Here is a 22994-nt window from a genome sequence, read left to right as displayed (position 1 = left end):
CACGCGAGCATGTCGGGGTGCAACCCGCCATGGACCGCCGGCTGACGGTCCTGTTCGCGGTGGCCGCCGGTGTCGCGATCGGCAACCTCTACTGGGCGCAGCCGCTGCTCGACCTGATCGCGCGCTCGCTTGGCGCGTCCCCGACGAGCGCGGGCTGGCTGATCACCTCGACCCAGGTCGGGTACGCGGTCGGCGTCCTGCTGATCGTCCCGCTCGGCGACGTCGTCGACCGCCGCCGGCTCGTACCCGGGATGCTCCTCTGTTCCGCCGTCGCCCTCGTGTGCTGTGCGGTCGCGCCCACCATCGGCGTGCTGCTGGCGGCGACCGCGCTGCTCGGCCTGACGACGGTCGCGGGCCAGATCCTCACCCCGCTCGCCGGTGACCTGGCTCCGCCCGCGCGCCGGGGCCAGGTCGTCGGGGTGGTCGGCTCGGGCATCCTGACGGGCATCCTCACCGCCAGGACCGTCAGCGGCCTCGTCGCGGGCACGACCGGCTGGCGCACGATCTACGCGGCCGCCGCCGTGGTCGTGGTCCTGCTCGCGGTGGTGCTCTTCCGGGTGCTCCCGCCGCTGACGCCCAAGGCCCGCCTGCCCTACCCCGCGCTGCTCGCATCGGTGGCCACGGTGGCGCTGCGCGACCGCGCGGTCCGCTGGACACTGCTGCTGGGCGCGCTCGGCTTCGCGGTCTTCGCGATGTTCTGGACGGCGCTGACGTTCCGGCTCAGCGCCCCGCCGTTCGGCTACTCCCCCATGGTGATCGGCCTGTTCGGCCTGGCGGGCCTCGCGGGTGTGCTGGCGGGCCAGCGCGGCGGCCGCCTGCACGACCGCGGCTGGTCGCTGCCGGCCCAGGGCGCGGCCTGGCTGCTCGCCCTGCTCTCGTTCGTCCTGATCGGTCTCGCGGGCGACTCGGTGCCGCTGCTGGTGGTCGCGATCCTGGCCCTGGACGTCGCGCTGCAGACCAGCTCGCTGCTCAACCGGGCCCGCCTCTTCGACGTCACCGACGAGGCCCGCAGCCGCATCAACACGGCCTTCGTGGTCACCAACTTCGTCGGCGGCGCCCTGGGCTCGGCCGCGGCCACGACCCTGTGGTCGGCGGGCGGTTGGCCGGCCGTGACGGCGGCAGGCATGGCGTGCAGCGGCGTGGCCCTGGCGGTCTGGGCGGCCGGCCGCCGCGGCGCCCTCGAGGTGGCGCCCTCCTGACCGGTGTCCTCCGGATGGACGACGAACCCGGCCATCCACCGCACGACCCCGCCGGCCCGTTCCGCGGCGACGATCGACGCATGGTGATCGAGATATCGGGACTGACCAAGCGGTACGGCGGACTGTCCGCCGTGGACGGTGTCAGCTTCGCCGTCGACCGGGGCGAGGTGTTCGGGATCGTCGGGCGCAACGGCGCGGGCAAGACCACGACCGTCGAGTGCCTGACCGGGTTGCGTGCTCCGGACGCGGGCCGGATCCGGGTGCTGGGCGGCGATCCGGCGACGCCGGCGGTCCGCGCGCGGATCGGCGTGCAGCTCCAGCAGGCGGCGTTGCCGGACCGGATGCGGGTGGGCGAGGCGATGACGCTGTTCGCGACCGCGTACGGGCGGCGGCGACCGTGGCAGGGCCTGCTCGACGAGTGGGGCCTGGCGGACCGCGCGCGGGCGGCGTTCGGCTCGCTCTCCGGGGGCCAGCGGCAGCGGCTGTTCATCGCGCTCGCCCTCGTCAACGACCCGGACCTGGTGTTCCTCGACGAGATCACCGCCGGGCTCGACCCCGAGGCGCGCCAGGAGACCTGGGCGCTGGTGCGCCGGCTGCGCGCGCGGGGCGGCACCGTGGTGCTGGTCTCGCACGACCTGGCCGAGGTGGCCGCGCTCTGCGACCGGGTCGCCGTGCTGGCCGGCGGCCGGCTCGTCGCCCTGGACACGCCCGCCGCCCTCGACCTCGAGTCCGCGTACTTCACGCTGGTCGGAAGGGAATGACTGTGCGCCTCCTGCTCGTCAGCATCCGGATCGAGCTCGCCATGTTCCTGCGCGAGCCGGCCAACGTGTTCTTCACGCTTGCCCTGCCCGTGCTGCTGGTGTCCATCAACGCCGGCAACACACCGTGGCCGGCCCTGCGGGAGGCGGGCCTGACCACGGCCGACGGCATAACGCCGGGCCTGATCGTGATGGTCATCCTCACCGCCGGCCTGATGGTGCTCCCCGAGACGGTCGCCGGCTACCGCGAGCGCGGCGTGCTGCGCCGGTTGCGGGTCAGCCCGATCCGGTCCTGGCAGGTGCTGGCCGCCCAGGCGGGCCTGCAGGCCCTCGTCACGGTCATCGGCCTGGTGCTGCTGACCGGGCTCGCGGTCGTCGCGTTCGGGGCCCGGCTGCCCGTGCTGGCGCCGTTCGTGCTGGCCCTGTCGACCGCGCTGGCGGCGGTGCTCGGCGTCGGGTTCCTGATCGCCGGTCGCGCACCGACCACCCGCTCGGCGCAGGCGATCGGCGCGGCGCTCTATTTCCCCGCCCTGTTCGTGTCCGGCGCCGTGATCCCCGAGGAAGGGCTGCCGGCCGCGGTCCGCGCGATCAACGACTGGCTGCCGTTCAGCTACCTGGTCGACGGCCTGCGCGCGGCGTGGTGGCACGGCGAGGTCGACGGCACCGCGCTCGGCGTCGGCATCGCGACAGCGGCGGTCTGCGCCGCGGCGGCCACCCGGCTGTTCCGTTGGTCGTGATGATCCGGCAGGCTGGTCGGGTGCGGGCTGACCCGGCGGTGGAGCGCGACGTGTGGGACCACGCGGACCTGGCCTGGCACGGGCTCTTCTACCTGATGCTGGTCGGCGCGGCGGTGCTGGGCACGACCCCCGACCGATGGCCGGTCGTCTGGGGGCTGACGCTGGCGACCGTCGCCTGGCATGCCGCGATCGTGCTGCCCGCCCACCGGCCCGGCGTCGACCTGCCGCTGCGGCGCGGCCTGCTGGCCCTGGCCGGCAGCTGCGCCGGCGTGCTGGTCCTCTTCGGACTCGGCGAGGCGCTCACCCTCGGCATCTACGGGCTGATCCCGCAGGCCTTCGTCCTCGCCGGGCGGTGGGGCATGGTCGCCGCGGCGGTCGTCGTCGTGCTCATCGGGTTACGCGTCCGCGACCTGACCGGCGCCGGGTTCAGCGTCGTCGAGCTGCTCGGCACGGTGGTCGTGTCGCTGGCGGTCGGCGCGTTCGTCCACCTGATCGCCCGGCAGGGCCTGCGCCGGCGGGAGGCGTTGCGCGCGCTGGCGGCCGCACGGGCCGAGCTCGCGGCGTCCGCGCGCCGCGAGGGCGTACTGGCCGAACGGCAGCGGCTGGCCGGCGAGGTGCACGACACGGTGGCGCAACTGATGGTCGGTGTCGTCACCCAGCTCGAGGCGGCACAGCGGTCGCTGGACACCGACGGCGCCCGCGCCCGGGGGCACCTGACCCGGGCGGTCGCCGCCGCCCGGGACGGGCTCGGCGAGATGCGGGCGGCCGTGCAGGCGATCCGTCCGGACACGTTGGACGACGGCCTGGTCGCCGCCACCCGGGTGGCGGCCCACCGCTGGTCGCACGACACGGGCCTGCCCGTCGAGGTGCGCGTCCTGGGCGACCCCGGCGACGTCGGTGCCGACACGGCGCACGCGCTGCTGCGCGGGGTGCAGGAGGCGCTGGCCAACGTCGCCCGGCACGCGGGCGCCAACGCCGTCCGGCTGACGATCAGCGCCGCGGACGACCGGGTGACGGTCCGGGTCGCCGACGACGGCCGGGGTTTCGACCCTTCCGACCCTTCCGACCCTTTCGACCCGGCCAGGCGCGACGGTGGGTTCGGGCTCGCCGCCATGCGCGACCGGCTGGCCGCGACGGGCGGCACCGTCTCGATCGACAGCGCGCCCGGCTCCGGCACCACGGTCATCCTGCGGGTGGCGCGATGATCCGGGTGGTCCTGGTCGACGACCACCCGGTCGTCCGCGACGGGCTGCGCGGGATGCTGGCCGACGAGCCGGGCATCGAGGTAGTCGGCGAGGCGACCAACGGCACCGAGGCGGTCGTCGCGGCCCGGCGGCTCCGCCCGGACGTGGTGCTGATGGACCTGCGCATGCCCGGCGTCGACGGCGTGGCGGCCACGGTCGCCCTGCGCGGCGAGCTGCCGACCGTACGCGTGCTGGTCCTCACGACCTTCGACACCGACCAGGACATCCACCGCGCGATCGCCGCCGGCGCGGTCGGCTACCTGCTCAAGGACGCCGCGCGGGGCGACCTCGTCCGCGGCGTGCGGGCAGCGGCCCGCGGCGAGGCGGCGCTGGCCCCATCGGTGGCCGCGAAGCTGATGGCGCGGTCGGCGGGACCACCCACCGACCCGTTGACGGCCCGCGAGCGCCAGGTGCTGGCACTGGTCGCCGACGGCCTGACGAACCGCCAGATCGGCGGGCGACTGCGGGTCAGCGAAACCACCGTCAAGACGCACCTGGTGCGGGCGTTCGCGAAGCTGGGCGTGGACGACCGCACCGCGGCGGTCACCGTCGCCCTGCAACGCGGCCTCCTCGACCTCGGCGCGTAGATGACGCGGGGCCTGACCGTCCTGTTCGCGGTGACGGCGGGGGTCGCGGTCGGCAACCTCTACTGGGCGCAGCCGCTGCTCGATCTGATCGCCGCCTCCCTGGACTCTTCGCCGGCGAGCGCGGGCTGGCTGGTCACGACGACCCAGATCGGGTACGCCGTCGGCGTCCTGCTGATCGTCCCGCTCGGTGACGTCGCGGACCGCCGCCGCCTGCTGCCCGGCGTGCTGCTGGCCTGCGCCGGCGCGCTGCTGCTGTGCGCGACGGCGCCGACGATGCCGGTGCTGCTGGCGGCGGGCGCGGTGCTCGGCCTGACCACGGTGGCGGGCCCGATCCTGATGCCGCTGTCCGGCGACCTGGCCGACCCGGCCACCCGGGGCCGCGTGGTCGGCACCGTGGCGGCGGGCCTGCTGACCGGCATCCTCGCGGCCCGCACGATCAGCGGCCTGCTCGCCGCGGCGGCGGGCTGGCGCGCGGTCTTCGCCCTGGCGGCGCTGGTCACGGCGACGCTCGCGGTGGCGCTGCGCCGCACCCTGCCCGCGCTGCCCCCGCGGACAGCGCTGCCGTACCCGCGGCTCATCGCCTCGATCGCGCCGCTGGCCCTGCGCGACCGCACGGTGCGCTGGACGCTGCTGCTGACGGCGCTGGGTTTCGCCGTGTTCACGATGTTCTGGACGTCGCTGACGTTCCTGCTGAGCGCGCCACCGTTCGCGTACCCGGTCTCGGTCATCGGCCTCTTCGGCCTGGCCGGCCTGGCGGGCGCCCTGGCCGCCCGCCGCGCGGGCCGCCTGCACGACACGGGCGTTTCGATCCCGGCCACGGGCGCGGCCTGGCTGGCGATCCTGCTGGCCTACGTCGCGGCGGCCTTCTTCGGCGGCTCGGTGACCCTGTTGCTGATCGCCGTGGTCGTGCTGGACGTGGCCTTCCAGGTGGCGGCGATCCTCAACCAGACCCGCATCTTCGCCACGTCCACGACGGCCCGCAGCCGCCTCAACACGGCCTTCGTCGTGGCAACCTTCACGGGCGGCGCGCTCGGCTCGGCGGCCGCGACCACCCTCTGGTCAACGGGCGGCTGGCCGACGATCACTACCACAGGCGCGGCCGCGAGCTGCGCGGCCCTGGCGATCTGGGCGATCGGCCGACCCCGCACCCAAACCACTGCCGAGCCGCACCCATCCGACGGTTGACCCGTTGGGCAGGGCCCGCTATGTCCACGATAGACAGCCGACCACGAACCTCGGGGGGTCCATAACCTCGGTAGGGCGAAAGCCACTGACCACCACCCCGACAAGGCGACCGGCAGCTAATGCCCGGCTCGTTCGTCCTGATGCCCAGGGCGCTGAGTTGACTCGACACGAAAGCCGACTTCCTCGGCCCGCCCACGACCTGGTCCACCGCGCCGCCGCGAGCTGAATTGACTCGACACGAAAGCCGAACTCATCCGCCCGCCACGACCTGGTCCACCGCGCCGCGAAACGCCGCATCGACTGTCCGCAACGACCGCATCCACCGGCTTCGAAGCAGCGCAACGATTCCACCGTCGGACACGCGACGGCAGCTACCCCTGAAGATCGACCCGACGAAGCGACCCGACGAGCCGCGACCAATGGACTGTGTCCCCCGAACCAGACACCGGAGTCGACCAGGATGAACTGGGTCAGGGCGGGGGAGGATTTTGTGAGTGCCGACTATAAGGGGCGCGCCTTCTGCGACCTGTCGGCACTCACAGAATTCTCCCCCGCCCTGAAGAGCGACCAACACACCAGACCGACCCCGAGCGAACAAGGACGACCGCTCATGGGACGGCCCCTACCGCCCGACAACCTCAGCAACCTGAGTCCGCGACGACACCCCAAGCTTGTGCAGAATATTGCTGACATGCACAGCCGCCGTCTTGGGCGAGATGTAAAGACGCCGAGCCAGCTCGGCATTGGTCAACCCGTCAGCGATCAGCAACGCGACCTCCCGCTCCCGCGGCGTCAGAGCCGCCGCGCCCGAGACGGCGCGCTCGCCGTCGTCGGGGAGCAGACCCAGCTGTTCCCGGACCCGGCCCAGAGCGGCCACCCGCCACCCGCCCCATCGGGAGAGCAGCTCGGCCGCCCGCCCGGCCTCGACCTCCGCTTCGCCGGCGCGGTCCAGGGCCAGCGCACACCGCGCCGCACCGACCGCCGCCGTGCCACGCACCGACGGCGGCAGGATCTGTGACCCGCACACGGCCTGATAACCCGCCAGCGCCTCGGCCACGCGCCCGCCGACCTCGGCCAGCTGTGCGTCGACCAGCGTGCGGTAGTCGTCCCAGACGTTCTCGTCGAGCAGCGCCCGCACCAGCTCGTGCAGGCGCGGCTCCGGCACCCCGCCCTCGATGGCCGCCGAGAGCAGGTCGTGTGCCTGGGAGCCGCTGCGCCAGCTCTGGTCGGTCACCGCCGCCAGCACGGAGTCGAGCAGCGCCGACACGTCGCCGTAGCCCGGGCGGCGGCACGCCAGGTGGAACGCCAGCCCGGGCACCGTCAGTGGCTCCACGTTGGGGCCTTCGCTGAGCGCGGCGATGATCGCCGCGACACCGTCGTGGGCCCCCGACTCCAGATAGAGGCCCGCCAGGAAGACCGCGTGGTAGTCGGCCCACCGACCCCGCCGCAGATAGGAACGGTCGCGTTCGCGGCCCTGCTCCAGAGCCGCGATCGCGACCGACAGCGCGCCCTCGCGCACGGCGATCCGGGCCTGCCCCTGGAAATAGGCCGCGACCGACAGCGACTCGAAGCCCGCCCGCTCGGCGTCGACCCGCATCCGCTCCAGCAGCTCGGCGTGCTCCGCCGGCGAGTTGGGTGGCACGCCCTGGACCAGCTCGTTGAGCGCCCGGGCCGCGAGCACCCACTCGCCCGCCTTCTCGGCCTCGTCGATCAGCCCCGCCAGGATCGCCTGGCCCTCGGCCGCCGTCGACGGCCACTCGGTCATCGCCAGGCCCTTCTCCACCAGCGCGGCGAGCCGGATCCGCGGCAGTGACAGGGAGTCGGCGATCGCCAGCGCCCGGTCGGCCCACGAGATCGCGGCCGCGATGTCGTCGCGGAGCATCGACGACTGGGCCACCGCGGTCATCGCCAGCGCCTGGTCGGCGCCCGCCGGCAGCTCGGCGATCAGCAGCTCGACCTCGTGGGTCAGCTCGTCCATCTCGGCCAGCTCGTCGGCCTCCCAGGCGAGCCGGATCATCAGGTAGAGAGCCTCGTTGCGGTCGGGGGCCGAGACGGCCCGGTCGCGCCAGCGGCGCGCGTAGCCGATCGCGTCGGTCAGCAGCCCCGCGAGCCAGGCCGCGCGGGCCGCGCCGGACAGCAGCGACGGGTCCTCGGCGTCCTCGGCCAGGCCCATCTCGGCCAGCTCCAACGCCTGGTAGGCGGAGCCGATCGACAGGTAGAGGGCGACACCGCGACGGGCCGCCGCCAGCATGTCGTCGTAGCGTCCCGCCGCCTGGGCGTGGTGGGCGACCATCGCCGGGTCGTGCGGCAGGCGGCCGTCGGCATCGGCCAGCAACGCCTCCAACGCCGCCTCGTGCAGGCGCCGGCGCTGCCGCCCGATCAGATGGCCGGCGATCGCCTCGCGCAGCAGCGCGTGCCGGAAGCTGAACTCGTCCTCGCCGGTCTCGACCAGCACGTCGCGGCCGACCAGCGCGCCCAGCGCGCGGATCAGCTCGTCCTCGTCGGCGCCGGTGACCGCCGCCAGCAGGTCGAAGTGGACCCGGTGGCCGAGCACGGACGCCGCCTCGACGATGCGGCGCTGGTCGGGCTCCAGGTCGTCGACCTGGCGCCGGAGCACCTCGGCGAGGCTCCACGGCAACGGGCGCTCGTGGACCGCGTCGAGGTCGTCGTGCTCGTGGCCGCGGAGCAGCTCCTCGAGGAAGAACGGGTTGCCGCCCGTGCGCTGGTGCAGCGCGGCCACGGCGCGCGGTGGCGCGGGGGGCGGCCGGTGACGGCGGCCAGCAGCGTCGCGGTGTCGGCCTCGTCGAAGGGGGCCAGGTCGAGCCGGGTCACCGCGTGGCGGCGCCCGAGCCGGGCGAGCAGCGCGCTGACCGGGTCGCGGCCGGTCACCTCGGCCGGCCGGTAGGAACCGAGCACGACATAGGGCCCGTCGAGGTCGGCGATGCGCTCGAACAGCGCCGCGCTCTCGGAGTCGGCCCAGTGCAGGTCCTCGAAGACGATCACGGCCGGCCGGCCCGCGATCAGGTCGCCGACCAGGCGCACGCCGCTGTGCAGGCGCTCGACCGGGCTGCGGGCCGAGTCGCCCAGCTCGGCCAGCAGGACCCCGTCGACACCGGCCCGGCCGTCGAGGGCGTCCATCAGCACCTCGTAGGGCCGGGAGAGGGAGCCCGGCTCGGCCTGGCCGACCAGGACGACCGTGTCAGCGTCGAGGGTGGACAGCAGCTCGCGGACCAGGCGGGTCTTGCCGACGCCGGGCTCGCCGCAGATCATGGCCACGCCGGGGCGGCGGGCCGCGACGAGCTTGCGCAACTGGCGCAGCTCACGGTCGCGCCCGATCATCACCGGGCTGGCGCCTCCCCTGGTCGTCCGCACGAAAAGCAGGTTACCCGGGCCCACCGACAACTCCTGTCCCCGCGAAATCCACGACAATGAAGGCATGCGGATCCTCATGGCCGGTGCGTCCGGCTTCCTCGGCAACCGGCTCATCGCCGGACCCCTCCGCGGTCACGAGATCGTCCGGCTGGTCCGGCGCGCGCCGAAAGGCCCCGACGAGATCCGCTGGACCCCCGCCGGCGGCCAGCTCGATCCCGCCGCCCTCGACGGCGTGGACGCGGTGATCAACCTGTCCGGCGCGAACATCGGCGACCAGCGCTGGACCCCGGCCTACCGCCGCCTGCTGCGGGACAGCCGCGTCGAACCCACCCGGACCCTGGCCGAGGCGATCGCGAAACACCCGGAAAAGCCGAAGACCTTCATCAGCTCCAGCGGCATCAACGTGTACGGCGACACGGGTGACCGGGTCGTCGACGAGTCGGCGGCCCCCGGCGAGGGCTTCTTCCCCGACCTGTGCCGGGTCTGGGAGGCGTCGACCCGGCCGGCCGAGGAGGCCGGCGTACGCGTCGTCCTGCTCCGCAGCGGCGTCCCCCTGGAGAAGAATGAGGGTTTCCTCAAGCCGCAGATGCTCCCCTTCCGGCTCGGCATCGGCGGCCCGATCGCCGGCGGCCGGCAGTGGGTCCCGTGGATCTCGCTGGACGACTGGCTGCGCGCGGTCGGCTTCCTGCTCACCGAGCGCACCGACATCGCGGGCCCCGTCAACGTGAGCGCGCCCGTCCCGGTGACCAACGCGGAGTTCACCCGGGCGTTCGGCGCGGCTTTGCACCGCCCGGCGTTCCTGCCCATCCCGGAGTTCGGCGTGCGGCTGGTGGTGGGCGGCGTGGCGGAGCTGGCGGTCATGAGCACCCGCGCCGTGCCCGGTGTCCTGCAGAGAGCCGGATTCCCGTTCCGGCACACGGAGGTCCGTTCCGCGCTCGCCGACGCCCTCCGGGATCAATGACTGCCTATTCGGCAGACGGTGCGTCCGCCCGCGAATAGCCTGACCGCATGTCGGCGGCATCGGGCGACAACAACGCACTGTCGCTGTTGGCGTGCGTGTTGTTCGTCCTCGGGGTGGTGGTGGTCACGCTGGCGGTCGCCCGCCGCCGCGGGACCGGCCGCACCACGCCCAAGCACCGCATCGCCGGACGCACGGGCCACGGTCGCCGCAGGCGCCTCTTCAGCCGCCAGGAGAAGCGGGAACAACAGCCGCGGGTACGCGAGCCGGAGCGCGTCGAGGCCGAGGACCTGCCCGCCTCCGTCTGGGCGCCACCGGACCAGGGCGGCGCTCCACCGCCCGACACCAGCACCGGCGGCGCGACCCGCCCGGCCGGGCCCGCGGGGCCGGCGGAACGGGCCGGGCCCGAGGAGCCGGCCGGGCCCCCGGAGCAGGCCGCGCCGCCGGAGCGAGCCGGCCCGGCCGACGCCAACGCCGACACCCTGGATCTCGGCGGCGACCTGCCCACGGCCCGCCTGCTCGCGCAGGCGGACGCGGCGCTGGTCGCCGCCGACAACGCCCTGTGCACGAGCGAGCAGGAGCTGACCTTCGCCCAGGCCCAGCACGGCCGGGACGCGACCGTCGGCTTCGTGGAGGCGGTCACCGCGGCCCGCGCGGACATCGCCGAGGCGTTCCGGATCCGCCAGCACCTCGACGACCACGAGCCGGAGGACGAGTTCAGCCGGCGCCGGGTGCTGCGCGCGATCGTCGAGCACTGCGCGGCCGCCAACCAGCGCCTCGACGCCCGGGCCGAGCCGTTCGAGCTGCTCCGGGCGAGCGAGGAGGCCCGGCTGGGCAGCCGCCTCACCGTCCGCCGGGACGAGGCCCGCACGCGCCTGACGGTCGCGGCCCGGACGTGGAAGGAGCTGACGGCGGCGTACGCGGACAGCGCCCTGCGTCCCGTCGCCGACAACCTCACCCAGGCCGCCGCCCGGATCGACTTCGCCACCGCCGAGCTCGAGCAGGACGGCCGCCGGACCGGCCTGCGCACCGCCCAGCAGGCGCTCGGTCAGGCCGAGGCCCTGCTGGACACCCTGGACGCGTTCGCGGCCGACCTGGCCACCGCCGAGGACGCCGCCGCGGAGCTGCTGGCCGACCTGCACGCCGAGGTCGCGGCCGGCAAGGCGGTGCTGGCCATGGCGGGCCGCCCGCCGGGCAACGCCCGGGGCGACAAGATCGGCCTCGCCGCCGACGTGTCCCGCGCCGACGAGGCCGCCTCCACCCTGGCGACCGAGCTGGCCGAGGCGCGGCCGGACCCGGTGGCCGGCCTGCGTCGCCTGCAGGAGGTCTCCGGGCCGCTCGGCGAGTCGCTCGGCGCGGTCCGCGACCCGTCCTCCCGCGTGGCGCACGCCCGCGAGCAGCTCGACCAGGCCATGTTCGCGGCCCGCGCGACGATCGACGCGGCCGCCGCCTTCCTGGTGACCCGGCGCGGCGCGGTCGGTGCCCGCGCCCGCACGCGGCTGTTCTCCGCGCGCGGCGAGCTCGGCCAGGCGGCCGCGGCCACCGAGGCGGAGCCGGTGGAGGCGCTGGTCGCCGCCCGGGCCGCGGAGTCGCTGGCGAACCAGTCCCTGGCCGCGGCGCGGGCCGACGTCGAACGGTGGTCACCGACACCGCTCGAGGGCTACGAGAGCGCCCTACTGGGCGGCATCGTGCACGCCCCGGACAGGACGGGCCGGCCGTACGGGTCCCGCTTCGGCGGCCCCGGCACCAGGGACCGGGACCGCGCGGCGTAACGCGCTCAGCAGCCGACCACCCAGTAGGCCGGCCCGGTCTGGCGCAGCGCGTTCGTCTGGAACACGTTGTAAAGCCCCATCGCCTGGTTCGAGCCGCGCGCGTACACGTACCCGAGCTGCTGGTAGGCCCGTCCGGCGGCGACGTGCGCGTAGTTGGTCGCGGTCACGCACGGCCCACCCGTCGGCGGCGGCGTCGTGGGCGGTGCGGTCGTCGGCGGCGTGCTCGGCCCGGGCCCGCCGGTGTTCAGCCCGAAGAACGTCGCGTCGTGGTACGCCGAGCAGATGGTGTCGAGGAAGTACGCGGCCGCCGTGCCGCACTGCTCGGCCCCGCTACCGGGGTCGACCGGCGTCCCGTGCCCCATCCCGGACACCCGGTAGACCCGCACGACGTCGTTCCCGTACCGCTCCATCGTGGTGCCGCCACCGAGCGACACGGTCCCGGTCGGGCTCGCCGACACGCCCAGCACGTTGGTCCACTGGTCCCGCGACTCGTTGGCGTTGGCCGACGCGACGGTGAAGTCCGACGTGCCGTGCCAGACGGCCACCTTCGGCCGCGCGCCGGAATAGCCCGGATAGGCCCCGCGGACGAGGTCGCCCCACTGCGCCGGCGTCTTGTCGACGCCCGGGTTCATGCAGCTGAACGCGTTGACCATGCTGGTCGCGCAGCGATAGGGGATGCCGGCCACGACGGATCCGCCCGCGAACACGTCCGGATAGGTGGCCAGCATGGCCGCGCTCATCGCGCCGCCGGCCGACAGCCCGCTGACGTAGACCCGGTTGGCGGCGATCCCGTACGACGACACCGCGTACCCGACCATGCTCCGGATCGACGCCGCCTCGCCCTGCCCCCGGCTGATGTCGCCGGTCTCGAACCAGTTGAAGCACGACGTCGCGTTGTTGCCGCTGTTCTGCTGCGGCACGATCAGCGCGAACCGCCACCGGTCGGCGAACGTACGCCAGCCGCTGTTGGTGAAGTAGGTGCTGGCGTCCTGCCCGCAGCCGTGCAGCAGCACCACGGCCGGCGCGCCGCCGGGCAGGTTGTCGGGCCGGTACGCGTACATGGCCAGGTTTCCGGGGTTGGACCCGAAGCCGCTGACCGCGGTGAGCTGTGCCGCCTGCGCGGGCGCGGCCAGCGCGAGCACCGCCGCGACGACCAGCGCCGCGCCGGCGGCACAGAGGGACAGGATGCGTCTGGTCACGACGACCTCCTCGGGGACGGTTCCCGTGAGGCTACGATTCGCGACCATCGATCTGACATGGTCGACGATCACACATATCGCCGACCCTGGATGTGGCGTAGCTAACAGTCCCGGAGCTCGGGGGTCTGGTTGCGGATCTGCGCGAGCGGCGAGACGAACTCCCGGTAGCGGGCGCTGTCGACCGCGGCCGGCGCGAACGCGGCGACCCGGTGGCAGTTCTGGAACGCCAGCTTCACCCCGAAGTGGCGCTCCAGCCCGCCGCGGATCGAGTCGCTGGCCAGCGCGCGCAGCAACTGCCCGCGCTCGGCCTCGCTCGGCGGCGGCACGGCATGCTCGGCGACATCGGCACCGGCCCGGGCGGCGACGTCGGAGACGACCTCCCAGGCGTACGGGAGCGAGACGCGCACGCAGTCGACGAACTCGGCGTCGTCGACCACGCCCTCCTGCGCGCGGGCGAGCAGGTCGGCGTGAACGGCAAGGGACATGGTCTCTCCTCAGTGGACGAGCTGGTCACCCAGGACGAAGTCCGGGTCGATCTGGTCGGCGAGGTCCTCGCCGGTGCGGTCGTTGGCCCAGGCGGCGGCGTTGCGCCGATGGAACTCGGCGGCCTGCCGGGCGTACCGGGGCCAGTCCTTCTCCGCCGCGTCGGCCGCCGCGCGGATCCGCCGCAGGGCGGCGTGGTTGGCCGGTTCGAGGGCGTCCAACGAGAGCGTCTGGCCGCGCTCGGCGGCCCGCACCCAGTCGGACCGGCTGAACCAGGTCAGCAGGTCAGGGCCGACGTGCGTGCGGAGGAACTCCACGTCCGACTCGTCGGCCACCTTGTTGCCCACCACGTGCACGCGTACGCCGTGGTCCGCGGCGTAGCCGAGGTACTGCTTGTAGACGCCGACGCTGCGCACGGTCGGCTCGCAGACCAGGAACGTCGCGTCGAAGCGGGTGAACAGCCCCGACGCGAACGAGTCGGCGCCGGCGGTCATATCCACGACCGCGTACTCCCCCGGGCCGTCGACCAGGTGGTTGAGCAGGAGCTCCACGGCGCCGACCTTGCTGTGGTAGCAGGCGACGCCCAGGTCCCGCTCCGCGAACGGCCCGGTCACCGCCAGCCGCACGCCGTCGACCTCGCGCACCGTCGCGTCGTACACCGGATTGGTCCCGGCGATCGTGAGCAGCCGCGAGCCGCGACCCGGCGGCGTGGTCTTGACCATCGCGGCGGCCGACGAGATCCGGGGGTTGTCGCCGCGCAGGTACTCCTTGATCTCCGCCAGGTGGTCGCCCAGCGCCGGCAGCGCCGCGTCCTGCACCGCACCGAGCGCGGCAGCCAGGTGCTGGTTGATGTCCGCGTCGACGGCGAGCAGCGGCGGCTGGTCCGGCGCGGCGGCCAGGTGGCGGGCGAGCAGGGCGGCCAGTGTCGTCTTGCCGCTGCCGCCCTTTCCGACGAAGGCGATTTTCATGCTGGTATTGGATGTCATTTTCAATAAGATCACAACCACGGGCGCTTCCTGGGCGTGTCGTCCCGATTGGTAGCCTCCGCCCGTGTCGATCGCGTCCCCCGCTCCCCCAGACGTCGCACCGGCGGTGCCCGCCCGCACCTCGCGCCGGCGGGCAGACCTGCTGGTCACCGGCATCGCCCTGGTGCTCGCGGTCTGGGTGACCAGCGGGCTCTGGATCGACCCGAACGGGCGGGCCATCAAGGTCAACTCCAGCGACCAGGCCCTGTTCGAGTGGTTGCTCTCCTACGGCGCCCGGGCGATCACGCACGGGGAGAACCCGTTCTTCACCCACCTGATCGGGTTCCCCGACGGTACCAATCTCGCCGTCAACACCTCGATCACGGTGTACGCCGTGCTGTTCGCGCCGCTGACCTTCCTGCTGGGCGCCCCGGTCACGTTCCTGGTGATCCTGACGCTCAACCTGGTCGCCACCGCGTACGCCTGGTACTGGCTGCTCTCCCGGCACCTGGTCAGCGCGCGCCTGGCGGCGGCGATCGGGGCGCTGTTCATCGCGTTCGCGCCGAGCATGGTCTCGCACGCCAACGCCCACCTGAACTGGACCGCGGGCTGGCTCGTGCCGATCGTGGTCTGGCGGGTGCTCCGCCTGCGCGAGGGCCGCTGGCTCCGCGACGGCGTGCTGCTCGGCGTGCTGGTCGCCATCGCCTTCTCGATCGCCGCCGAGGGCCTGTTCTTCATCGCGCTGGCCTGCCTGGTCTTCCTGGGCACCTGGTCGCTCTCGCGGGCGACCCGGGCCGAGGCACGGGCGGCGCTGCCCGGCGTGCTGCGCGGCCTGGGCGTCACCGCGGTCGTCGCGTTCGCGCTGCTCGCGTACCCCATCTGGATGCATTTCCTCGGCCCGCAACGCTTCCACGGCACCGGCTTCGACGCGCGCGTGCACAGCGAGGACGTGGCCGGGTACTTCGCGTTCCCGCAACGCTCGCTGGCCGGTCTGGCCGGGCTCGACACGCGGCTCGCGCCCAACGAGACCGAGGAGAACTCGTTCTTCGGCCTGCCGCTGGTGCTGCTCACGATCGCCGCGTTCTGGTACCTGTGGCGGAGCGCCGCGCCGGGCCGGCGGGCCACGCTGCGCGCCCTCGGGGTGACCGCGCTGGTCTTCACGGTGCTGTCCTGGGGGCCGGCGGTGAAGATCTTCAAGAACTACACCGACGTGCCGCTGCCGTACGCGCTGCTGAACCCGCTGCCCGTGTTCAACGCGGCCCTGCCCCAGCGGCTGGCCCTGGTGGTCACCCCGATCGTGGGCCTGCTGCTGGCGCTGCTGGTCGACGCCCGGCCGCGCGGGCGGGTCTGGCCTGTCGCCTTCGCGGTCGCCCTCGTGCCGATCCTGCCGGTCACCCTGCTGACGGTGGCGCGCGAGCCGATCCCGACGTTCGTGACGTCCGGCGCCTGGACCTCGGTCGTGCCGCCCGGCGGGGTCATGGCCACGGTGCCGTTCACGCTCGACACCGTCCCGGACGGGCAACGCTGGCAGGCGTACGCGTGGACGCACGGCCAGGGCGAGTTCCACCTGGTGTCCGGCTTCTACCTGGGCCCCGGCGGGCCGGACGGGCGGGGCCGGATCGGGCCGGTGCCGCGCTACACGGACGGGATGCTCTACGAGGTGGCCCGCAGCGGGGTGGTCCCGCCGATCGGGCCGGCGGAGCAGGCCCAGGCCCGCGCGGACCTGGCGTACTGGCAGGTGGACGCGGTGGTGCTGGCCGACCGGATCCACGGCGCCAAGTGGCCGGTCCAGCACGACGCGCTGCTCACGGCGACCCGCCAACTGCTCGGGGAGGGCGAACGGGTCGACGACGTCTGGGTGTGGCGGGTCAAGGGGTGACCATGACGCGGGTCATGTCCGGGAGCCTGGCCCGCCGCTGAGGGTTACAGTTCGACTGTGACCAGCGTGCTTCCCGAGCTCCTGACCCGCCGCCTCGGCACGATCGACTACCTGGCGGCCTGGGACGAGCAGCGCCGCCTCCACGACGAGGTGGCCAACGGCGTCACTCCCGACACCGTGCTGCTCCTGGAGCACCCGTACGTGTACACCGCCGGCAAGCGGACCGAGCCCTGGGACCGGCCGACCGACGGCAGCCCCGTGATCGACGTCGACCGTGGCGGCAAGATCACCTGGCATGGCCCGGGCCAGCTCGTCGGCTACCCGATCCTGCGCCTGCCCGCGCCGATCGACGTGGTCGCCTACGTGCGGCGCACCGAGCAGATGCTCATCGACACCTGCGCCGAGCTGGGCCTGCACACCGACCGCATCGAGGGCCGCAGCGGCGTCTGGGTGCCCGAGGACGACCGCGGGCCGGCCCGCAAGGTCGCCGCGATCGGCATCCGGGTCTCTCGCGGCGTCACCCAGCACGGCTTCTCGATCAACGCCGACTGCGACCTGGCCGCCTACGACCACATCGTGGCCTGCGGCATCCGCGACGCGACGACCACGTCGCTGACGGCCGAGCTGGGCCGCCAGGTGACCGTCGACGACGTGCTCCCGATCGTGGAGCGCCGCCTGCCCACCCTGCTGGGCTGAGTTCCCGGGGGCCCCTGGTCGGGGCCCCCGTTCCGTGCGTTACGGCGTCAGGCGGTGCAGGTCGCGGGGGAAGACCGCGACCTCGCGGACGTTGGTCGCGCCGAGCAGGCGGGCCACGAAGCGCTCGAGGCCGATGGCGAAACCGCCGTGCGGCGGCATCCCGTGCCGGAACGCCTCGACGTAGGTCTCGACGCCGGTCAGGTCGCCGTTCAGCGCGGCGACGTAGTCGGCGTGCTCGTGCAGCCGCTGCCCACCGGTGACCATCTCCAGGCCGCGGAAGAGCAGGTCGAACGAGTTCGAGTGGGTCGGTCGGCCCGGCTCGGGGTGCGTGTAGAACGGCCGCTTCCGCATCGGGTAGCCGGTCACGAAGAGGAAGTCCGAGCCGTGCTCGCGGACCGCCCACTCGCCCAGCGCGCGCTCGTGCGCGGGAGCCAGGTCGGGCTCGTCGTCCGGCGCGCCGGCGATCTCCAGCGCGGTCGTGAAGTGGACGGCCGGGATCTCGGCGGGCACGTCCGGCATCTTGACGCCGGGCAGCCGCTCGGAGACCGCGTCGGTCATGCCGGCCACGACGTCGCGCAGCACCGCCATCACGTCGCGGTGGTCCTCGATGAAGCCGAGCTCGACGTCGAGCGACGTGTACTGGGCCAGGTGCCGGGCGGTGTCGTGCGGCTCCGCGCGGAACACCGGGCCGACCTCGTAGACCTGCTCGAAGACCCCGACCATGAGCTGCTTGTAGAACTGCGGGCTCTGGGCCAGGAAGGCGCGGCTGCCGAAGTAGTCGATGCCGAAGACGTTGGCCCCGCCCTCGGTGGCCGAGGCGACGATCTTCGGCGTGAAGATCTCGGTGAAGCCGCGGGCGTCGAGGGTGCGCCGGAAACCCTCGGCGGCGGCAGCCGCGGCCGTGACGGCGCGGCGTCGTGTCGCGTGCCGCAGCGCCACCGACGCGTGGTCGAGCTGGGTGGGCAGGGTCGCCGAGAGCAGCGGCCGGTAAAGGTCGAAGGGGGGCGGCGCGGCGGCGGCGCTCAACGGGCGTACCACCGGCTCGGTGATCTCCACTCCCAGCGGCGCGGCGCTGTTGATCGTCACCAGGCCCGTGACCTCGACGACCGTCTCCTCGGTCAGCTCCTCGAGCTGTTCGCGCAGGTCAGGGTCGGTGATGACGATCTGGACCAGGCCGGCCCGGTCGCGCAGGATCAGGAAGGCGACCGCCTTCAGCACGCGGCGGCGATGGACCCAGCCGGCGACGGTGACGGTGCTGCCGGCGTGGGCGGGCAGCTGGCTGGACAGGATGCGTTGCATGAGTGGACCTCCTCGTCGGTCGCAACGCGATCCCCGGGAGGTGTGGGCGAGCGGGTTCCTCGCGGTGCCACCACACCTTCGCCCTGGCGCTGTGGCGGCGCCCGGGCCTCATTTGTCGTGCTCCGGCTCGGGAGTGTCTTCGCGACCGGCGCCGGGCCACCGTCACAGCACGTGGTGGCTCTCTCTGCCGGCGTGGTCGATCGCTACTTGGTTCCGTCTGCGCCGTTGCGGGTGAGGTTACCGGACGGTGCCACCGATGTGGCCCTATGACAGGGGTCACATGGCCTGTTGCGCATGTGAACCGTGTCGCCCCGCATGTGGGTTGGATGCCCAGCGGGATACGCTCGGATTCGTGACGATCGCTCCAGAAGGCCGCCGGCTCCTGCGCATCGAGGCGCGGAACGCCGAGACGCCGATCGAGCGCAAGCCGCCGTGGATCAAGGTGAAGGCCAAGATGGGCCCCGAGTTCACCTCGCTCCACGGTCTGGTGCAGCGCGAAGGCTTGCACACCGTGTGCCAGGAGGCTGGCTGTCCCAACATCTACGAGTGTTGGGAAGACCGGGAGGCCACCTTCCTGATCGGGGGTGACCAGTGCACCCGGCGCTGCGACTTCTGCCAGATCGACACGGGCAAGCCGGCCGAGTTCGACGCCGACGAGCCGCGCCGGGTCGCGGAGTCGGTGGCGACGATGGGCCTGCGCTACGCGACGGTCACCGGCGTGGCCCGCGACGACCTGCCGGACGGCGGCGCGTGGCTCTACGCGGAGACGGTCCGCCAGATCCACGCCCTCCAGGAGGGCTGCGGCGTCGAGCTGCTCATCCCGGACTTCAACGGGACGCCGGAGCTGCTCCGCGAGGTCTTCGAGTCGCGGCCCGAGGTGCTGGCGCACAACCTGGAGACGGTCCCCCGGATCTTCAAGCGGATCCGACCCGGTTTCCGGTACGAGCGTTCGCTGGACGTGCTGACGCAGGCGCGCGCCTTCGGCCTGGTCACGAAGTCCAACCTGATCCTCGGCATGGGCGAGGACCGGTCGGAGATCTCCCAGGCGCTGCGCGACCTGCACGCGGCGGGCTGCGAGCTGATCACGATCACGCAGTACCTGCGCCCGTCACCGCGGCACCACCCGGTCGAGCGCTGGGTCAAGCCGGAGGAGTTCATGGAGCTGTCCCAGGAGGCGGAGCAGATCGGCTTCGCGGGCGTGATGAGCGGGCCGCTGGTCCGCTCCAGCTACCGGGCCGGCCGTCTCTACCAGCAGGCGCTGGCGGCGCGTACGCCGGCCGCCTGATCCCCTTTCGTCAGGCGCCCTGGCCGAGCTCGGCCAGGGCGCCTTCGTGTCCCTGGTCGGCGGCGCGCGTCCACCACCGCCGCGCGCACCTACTGACCGATGCCGGCCGCCGGGAGACAGTCAGGGGCGGGGTGCCGGGGCGTTCGTCAGCAGCGCGCGGGCGGCGTCGGTGTCGAGGAGCCGGAGGCCCCGGGCCGCGCAGTCACGCAGTGCCTCGTCGCCGGTTTCCAGCTGGCTCGCCAGCAGGTCGAAGGCCCGTTCGGAGCGGGCCTCCGCGATCAGCTCGAGCAGCCGGCACCGCGTGTCGTGGTCGGGCTCCTGCCGGAACTCGGCGATGAGCCGATCGACGTGGTCACCGGCAATGGCCCGCAGCCGCTGGAACCCGTCCTCGACCAGCTGTGGGTCGCGGCGGTGCATCAGCAACAGGGCCCGCGCGAACTCGTCCGCCATCGTCGCAGGGTAGGGCTCCGCGGGCCGGACACGCTAGAGGCGGCCGAGCCCTTTGCGGACGCCGTCGGGTGACATGGACGGCGTGGAGGCGATTCTCGCCTCGCAATGCGGGCCGTCTCGGTCGGCTAGGACGGGCCGAAGTCGCCCCGTTCGGCGCGGAGGCGGCCCAGGTTGACGAGGGCGTGGTGGTTGCCGGCGTCGGCGGCGCGTTCGTACCACTCCTCGGCCGTGCGGCGGTCGCCGTCCTCCTCCGCCAGGGCGCCGAGGGCGAACATGCCGTCGGAGTTGCCGGCGTCGACGGCCAGTTGGTACCAGCGGCGGGCCTCCTCCGGCTGCGCCAGCGCGCCGAGGTTGACGAGGGCGTCGCTCTCCCCCGCCGCCGCGGCGCGGTGCAGCCAGTGCTGTGCCTCGGCGACGTCCTCGCGGTCGGCGAGCAGGCCCGCCAGGTTGAGCATGGCGTCGGTGTCGGCGGCCTCGGCGGAGCGGCGGTACCAGTGCTCGGCGCCGACCAGGTCACCGCGCATCGTGAGCAGCACGCCGAGGTTGACCATGGCACCGACGTGGCCGGCGTCGGCGGCGCGCTGATACCACTCCTCGGCCTCGGCCATCTCCCAGCGGTCCTGGAAGATCTGCCCCACCGCGGCCATGGCGTCGGTGTCGCCGGCCTCCGCGGCCCGCCGCATCCACCGCTCCGCACCCGCCATCGTCACCGCCCTCCCAGAGATCCGAATCTACCGGCCGGGCTCGGCGGGCGTAGCGACACCGCTGAACATTCACGCACATGAACCGGGTCTGGCTCGGGCTGTGACGGCGACCCGCCGCGAGCCTGGCAGCGCAGCGTTGTCCGGCGGGAGCGACGGTCGCGCCCCCGGCGGACCCGGGACCATCGTTATGCGCGTACGCGCGGATCCTCGAACGCCCGCGCGATGGCGGCGAGCAGGCCGCTCTCACACAACTCGGGCGCGCCGATGAGGAACTCCTCGCGGTCGTACCACTCGACGAGCGTCACCCCGGGCTGGGCGGCGATCGCCTTGTCCACGGGCAGTTCGGCGTCGTCGGCGTAGCAGCCGTAGATCTCGTCGGCGGCCCACATTCCCCAGTGGAGCGGCCCGAGCCGCGTCTCGTTCTGATCGGCGTCGAAATAGGCCATGTAGCGCTCCTTGGCCTCGATCGGCCGCACGCCGAGGGATCCGGTCTCGAGCAACTGCTCGAACGTCGGGTCCTCGTCCCAGTCGGCGTTGGGGATGACGAGGGCACGCACGTCGTCGAGATGCTCACGGCAGGCGCAGTCAGGCTGGCGCGGCGGCTGCCAATCGTCCTTCTTGGACTGAGTCATTCGCACGATGGTAGGGCACGCACGAAGCGAGCCACCGACCACATCGGTCGATGGCTCGCTCGCGGTCCGTCGTGGCTACACGTCGTAGTACATCGCGAACTCGTGCGGGGTCGGGCGCAGGCGGACCGGGTCGACCTCGTTCTCGCGCTTGTAGTCGATCCACGTCGAGATCAGGTCCGGCGTGAAGACGCCGCCCTCGAGCAGGAAGTCGTGGTCGGCCTCGAGCGAGTTGAGGACCTCCGGCAGGGAGCCCGGCACCTGCTTGACGGAGTTGAACTCCTCCGGCGGCAGGTCGTACAGGTCCTTGTCGATCGGCTCCGGCGGCTCGATCTTGCTCTTGATGCCGTCGAGGCCGGCCATCAGCATCGCCGAGAAGGCGAGGTAGACGTTGGCCGACGGGTCCGGCACGCGGAACTCGACGCGCTTCGCCTTGGCGTTGCTGCCCGTCACCGGGATGCGGGTGCAGGCGGAGCGGTTGCGCTGCGAGTAGACCAGGTTGACCGGGGCCTCGAAACCGGGCACGAGGCGGCGGTACGAGTTGACGGTCGGGTTGGTGAACGCGAGCAGCGACGGCGCGTGGTGCAGCAGGCCGCCGATGTACCAGCGGGCGGTGTCGGACAGCCCGGCGTACCCGGTCTCGTCGTAGAACAGCGGCTCGCCGTTCAGCCAGAGGCTCTGGTGGGTGTGCATGCCGGAGCCGTTGTCACCGAACAGCGGCTTGGGCATGAACGTCGCGGTCTTGCCGGCGGCCCAGGCGGTGTTCTTGACGATGTACTTGAACAGCTGGAGCTGGTCACCCGCGTGCAGCAGCGTCGAGAACTTGTAGTTGATCTCGGCCTGGCCGGCGGTGCCGACCTCGTGGTGCGACCGCTCGACGGTGAAGCCGGAGTCGACCAGGTTGCGCACGATGGTGTCGCGCAGGTCGGCGTAGTGGTCGACCGGCGGCACCGGGAAGTAGCCGCCCTTGTAAGGCGTCTTGTAGCCGCGGTTGCCGCCCGCCTCCTCACGACCGGTGTTCCAGGCGCCCTCGATCGAGTCGATGTAGTAGAAGGCCTGGTGCGCGCTCGTCTCGTGACGGATCGAGTCGAAGATGTAGAACTCGGCCTCGGGACCGAAGTAGGCGGTGTCGGCGATGCCGCTCGCGGCCAAGTAGGCCTCGGCCTTCTTCGCCACGTTCCGCGGGTCACGCGAGTAGGGCTCGCGGGTGAACGGGTCGTGGATGAAGAAGTTCAGCGCCAGCGTCTTCTGCGCGCGGAACGGATCGATGAACGCGGAAGCCACGTCCGGCAGCAGCAGCATGTCGGACTCGTGGATCTGCTGGAAACCACGGATCGACGAACCGTCGAACGCGAGGCCGGTGGTGAAGATGTCGTCGTCGATGGACTCGACCGGGGCGTTGAAGTGCTGCATCACGCCGGGCAGGTCGCAGAACCGGACGTCGACGAACTTCACGTCCTCGTCCTTGAGGTATCGCAGGAGTTCCTCGGGATTGGCGAACAACACGTCCTCCTGGCACGTCGCACTCTGTAAGCGGCTTCTGTAAGGCCGTCTGTCTTCGGCAAGGCTGGCAGCGACGCTATGGCCGGGCCG

At 73.0% G+C, this 22994-nt stretch carries 21 protein-coding genes; 11 read left to right on the top strand and 10 right to left on the bottom strand.

Features of this window, described 5'->3' with window-relative positions:
- Nucleotides 1-29: 29 nt before the first annotated feature.
- The 6 genes from Asi02nite_RS06485 to Asi02nite_RS06460 are packed head-to-tail and all read left to right on the top strand — an operon-like array spanning nt 30 to nt 5710.
- The gene (locus Asi02nite_RS06485; RefSeq protein WP_203711229.1) at nt 30-1199 is read left to right on the top strand and encodes an MFS transporter; all 1170 of its coding nucleotides are present in this window, start codon (nt 30-32) and stop codon (nt 1197-1199) included.
- Nucleotides 1200-1213: 14 nt separating this feature from the next.
- A complete protein-coding gene (locus Asi02nite_RS06480; RefSeq protein ID WP_203711228.1) occupies nt 1214-1960 on the top strand; it encodes an ABC transporter ATP-binding protein in 747 nt (248 codons plus the stop codon).
- On the top strand, nt 1957-2694 hold the full coding sequence (locus Asi02nite_RS06475; RefSeq protein WP_203711227.1) for an ABC transporter permease: 738 nt from the start codon (nt 1957-1959) through the stop codon (nt 2692-2694). Before Asi02nite_RS06480 ends, Asi02nite_RS06475 begins: the two co-directional genes overlap by 4 nt.
- Before the next feature lie 20 nt (nt 2695-2714).
- Entirely contained in the window at nt 2715-3899 is a 1185-nt protein-coding gene (locus tag Asi02nite_RS06470; protein WP_203711226.1) for a sensor histidine kinase, read from the top strand.
- Nucleotides 3896-4525 (top strand): response regulator transcription factor, encoded by a 630-nt coding sequence (locus tag Asi02nite_RS06465; RefSeq protein WP_203711225.1) that lies wholly within the window; start codon nt 3896-3898, stop codon nt 4523-4525. Before Asi02nite_RS06470 ends, Asi02nite_RS06465 begins: the two co-directional genes overlap by 4 nt.
- A complete protein-coding gene (locus Asi02nite_RS06460) occupies nt 4526-5710 on the top strand; it encodes an MFS transporter (RefSeq protein ID WP_203711224.1) in 1185 nt (394 codons plus the stop codon).
- A gap of 622 nt (nt 5711-6332) precedes the next feature.
- Here Asi02nite_RS06460 and Asi02nite_RS42260 read toward each other — a convergent pair.
- A complete protein-coding gene (locus Asi02nite_RS42260; RefSeq protein WP_203711330.1) occupies nt 6333-7307 on the bottom strand; it encodes a helix-turn-helix transcriptional regulator in 975 nt (324 codons plus the stop codon).
- A gap of 890 nt (nt 7308-8197) precedes the next feature.
- Entirely contained in the window at nt 8198-9082 is an 885-nt protein-coding gene (locus Asi02nite_RS06450; RefSeq protein ID WP_203711223.1) for an AAA family ATPase, read from the bottom strand.
- A gap of 64 nt (nt 9083-9146) precedes the next feature.
- Here Asi02nite_RS06450 and Asi02nite_RS06445 point away from each other — a divergent pair, with 64 nt between their 5' ends.
- Nucleotides 9147-10043, top strand: a complete 897-nt coding sequence (locus Asi02nite_RS06445) for a TIGR01777 family oxidoreductase (RefSeq protein ID WP_203711222.1) — start codon at nt 9147-9149, stop codon at nt 10041-10043.
- A gap of 47 nt (nt 10044-10090) precedes the next feature.
- The gene (locus tag Asi02nite_RS06440) at nt 10091-11812 is read left to right on the top strand and encodes a hypothetical protein (protein WP_203711338.1); all 1722 of its coding nucleotides are present in this window, start codon (nt 10091-10093) and stop codon (nt 11810-11812) included.
- A 5-nt stretch (nt 11813-11817) separates the two neighbouring features.
- On the opposite strand, the gene Asi02nite_RS06435 is transcribed toward Asi02nite_RS06440, so the two are convergent.
- The 3 genes from Asi02nite_RS06435 to Asi02nite_RS06425 all read right to left on the bottom strand — a co-directional run bounded on the left by Asi02nite_RS06435 (nt 11818) and on the right by Asi02nite_RS06425 (nt 14462).
- The gene (locus tag Asi02nite_RS06435; RefSeq protein WP_239126527.1) at nt 11818-13011 is read right to left on the bottom strand and encodes an extracellular catalytic domain type 1 short-chain-length polyhydroxyalkanoate depolymerase; all 1194 of its coding nucleotides are present in this window, start codon (nt 13009-13011) and stop codon (nt 11818-11820) included.
- Nucleotides 13012-13112: 101 nt separating this feature from the next.
- Nucleotides 13113-13496: an SCO5389 family protein gene (locus Asi02nite_RS06430; protein ID WP_203711220.1), complete on the bottom strand. Its 384-nt coding sequence runs from the start codon at nt 13494-13496 to the stop codon at nt 13113-13115.
- A gap of 9 nt (nt 13497-13505) precedes the next feature.
- A complete protein-coding gene (locus Asi02nite_RS06425; protein ID WP_203711219.1) occupies nt 13506-14462 on the bottom strand; it encodes an ATP-binding protein in 957 nt (318 codons plus the stop codon).
- Between the two features lie 82 nt (nt 14463-14544).
- Here Asi02nite_RS06425 and Asi02nite_RS06420 point away from each other — a divergent pair, with 82 nt between their 5' ends.
- Entirely contained in the window at nt 14545-16338 is a 1794-nt protein-coding gene (locus Asi02nite_RS06420) for a DUF6311 domain-containing protein (RefSeq protein ID WP_373312169.1), read from the top strand.
- A gap of 57 nt (nt 16339-16395) precedes the next feature.
- Nucleotides 16396-17034 (top strand): lipoyl(octanoyl) transferase LipB, encoded by a 639-nt coding sequence (gene lipB, locus Asi02nite_RS06415; protein WP_203711218.1) that lies wholly within the window; start codon nt 16396-16398, stop codon nt 17032-17034.
- Between the two features lie 39 nt (nt 17035-17073).
- Here the strand turns inward: lipB and aspS are convergent, their stop codons facing one another.
- Entirely contained in the window at nt 17074-18333 is a 1260-nt protein-coding gene (aspS, locus tag Asi02nite_RS06410; protein ID WP_203711217.1) for an aspartate--tRNA(Asn) ligase, read from the bottom strand.
- Nucleotides 18334-18685: 352 nt separating this feature from the next.
- Here aspS and lipA point away from each other — a divergent pair, with 352 nt between their 5' ends.
- The gene (gene lipA, locus Asi02nite_RS06405) at nt 18686-19618 is read left to right on the top strand and encodes a lipoyl synthase (RefSeq protein WP_203711216.1); all 933 of its coding nucleotides are present in this window, start codon (nt 18686-18688) and stop codon (nt 19616-19618) included.
- A 120-nt stretch (nt 19619-19738) separates the two neighbouring features.
- Here the strand turns inward: lipA and Asi02nite_RS06400 are convergent, their stop codons facing one another.
- The 4 genes from Asi02nite_RS06400 to glnA all read right to left on the bottom strand — a co-directional run bounded on the left by Asi02nite_RS06400 (nt 19739) and on the right by glnA (nt 22904).
- Nucleotides 19739-20068, bottom strand: a complete 330-nt coding sequence (locus Asi02nite_RS06400) for a HEAT repeat domain-containing protein (protein ID WP_203711215.1) — start codon at nt 20066-20068, stop codon at nt 19739-19741.
- Between the two features lie 125 nt (nt 20069-20193).
- On the bottom strand, nt 20194-20772 hold the full coding sequence (locus tag Asi02nite_RS06395) for a tetratricopeptide repeat protein (RefSeq protein ID WP_239126539.1): 579 nt from the start codon (nt 20770-20772) through the stop codon (nt 20194-20196).
- Between the two features lie 185 nt (nt 20773-20957).
- Nucleotides 20958-21404 carry a hypothetical protein gene (locus tag Asi02nite_RS06390; RefSeq protein ID WP_203711213.1) on the bottom strand — a complete coding sequence of 149 codons (447 nt, stop codon included), beginning with the start codon at nt 21402-21404 and terminating at the stop codon, nt 20958-20960.
- A 75-nt stretch (nt 21405-21479) separates the two neighbouring features.
- Nucleotides 21480-22904, bottom strand: a complete 1425-nt coding sequence (glnA, locus tag Asi02nite_RS06385) for a type I glutamate--ammonia ligase (protein ID WP_203711212.1) — start codon at nt 22902-22904, stop codon at nt 21480-21482.
- Between the last annotated feature and the right edge of the window lie 90 nt (nt 22905-22994).

It is taken from the genome of Asanoa siamensis (assembly GCF_016862555.1).
Taxonomy (GTDB): domain Bacteria; phylum Actinomycetota; class Actinomycetes; order Mycobacteriales; family Micromonosporaceae; genus Asanoa; species Asanoa siamensis.
This window is presented reverse-complemented; position numbering and strand designations above follow the sequence as displayed.

What these genes read in the sequence shown, in the direction of transcription:
- Asi02nite_RS06485 (WP_203711229.1), top strand. Translation starts at nt 30, where the DNA reads ATGGACCGCCGGCTGACGGTCCTGTTCGCGGTGGCCGCCGGTGTCGCG.
- Asi02nite_RS06480 (WP_203711228.1), top strand. Translation starts at nt 1,214, where the DNA reads ATGGACGACGAACCCGGCCATCCACCGCACGACCCCGCCGGCCCGTTC.
- Asi02nite_RS06475 (WP_203711227.1), top strand. Translation starts at nt 1,957, where the DNA reads ATGACTGTGCGCCTCCTGCTCGTCAGCATCCGGATCGAGCTCGCCATG.
- Asi02nite_RS06465 (WP_203711225.1), top strand. Translation starts at nt 3,896, where the DNA reads ATGATCCGGGTGGTCCTGGTCGACGACCACCCGGTCGTCCGCGACGGG.
- Asi02nite_RS06460 (WP_203711224.1), top strand. Translation starts at nt 4,526, where the DNA reads ATGACGCGGGGCCTGACCGTCCTGTTCGCGGTGACGGCGGGGGTCGCG.
- Asi02nite_RS42260 (WP_203711330.1), bottom strand. Translation starts at nt 7,307, where the DNA reads ATGCGGGTCGACGCCGAGCGGGCGGGCTTCGAGTCGCTGTCGGTCGCG.
- Asi02nite_RS06445 (WP_203711222.1), top strand. Translation starts at nt 9,147, where the DNA reads ATGCGGATCCTCATGGCCGGTGCGTCCGGCTTCCTCGGCAACCGGCTC.
- Asi02nite_RS06440 (WP_203711338.1), top strand. Translation starts at nt 10,091, where the DNA reads ATGTCGGCGGCATCGGGCGACAACAACGCACTGTCGCTGTTGGCGTGC.
- Asi02nite_RS06430 (WP_203711220.1), bottom strand. Translation starts at nt 13,496, where the DNA reads ATGTCCCTTGCCGTTCACGCCGACCTGCTCGCCCGCGCGCAGGAGGGC.
- Asi02nite_RS06425 (WP_203711219.1), bottom strand. Translation starts at nt 14,462, where the DNA reads ATGAAAATCGCCTTCGTCGGAAAGGGCGGCAGCGGCAAGACGACACTG.
- aspS (WP_203711217.1), bottom strand. Translation starts at nt 18,333, where the DNA reads ATGCAACGCATCCTGTCCAGCCAGCTGCCCGCCCACGCCGGCAGCACC.
- Asi02nite_RS06400 (WP_203711215.1), bottom strand. Translation starts at nt 20,068, where the DNA reads ATGGCGGACGAGTTCGCGCGGGCCCTGTTGCTGATGCACCGCCGCGAC.
- Asi02nite_RS06395 (WP_239126539.1), bottom strand. Translation starts at nt 20,772, where the DNA reads ATGGCGGGTGCGGAGCGGTGGATGCGGCGGGCCGCGGAGGCCGGCGAC.
- Asi02nite_RS06390 (WP_203711213.1), bottom strand. Translation starts at nt 21,404, where the DNA reads ATGACTCAGTCCAAGAAGGACGATTGGCAGCCGCCGCGCCAGCCTGAC.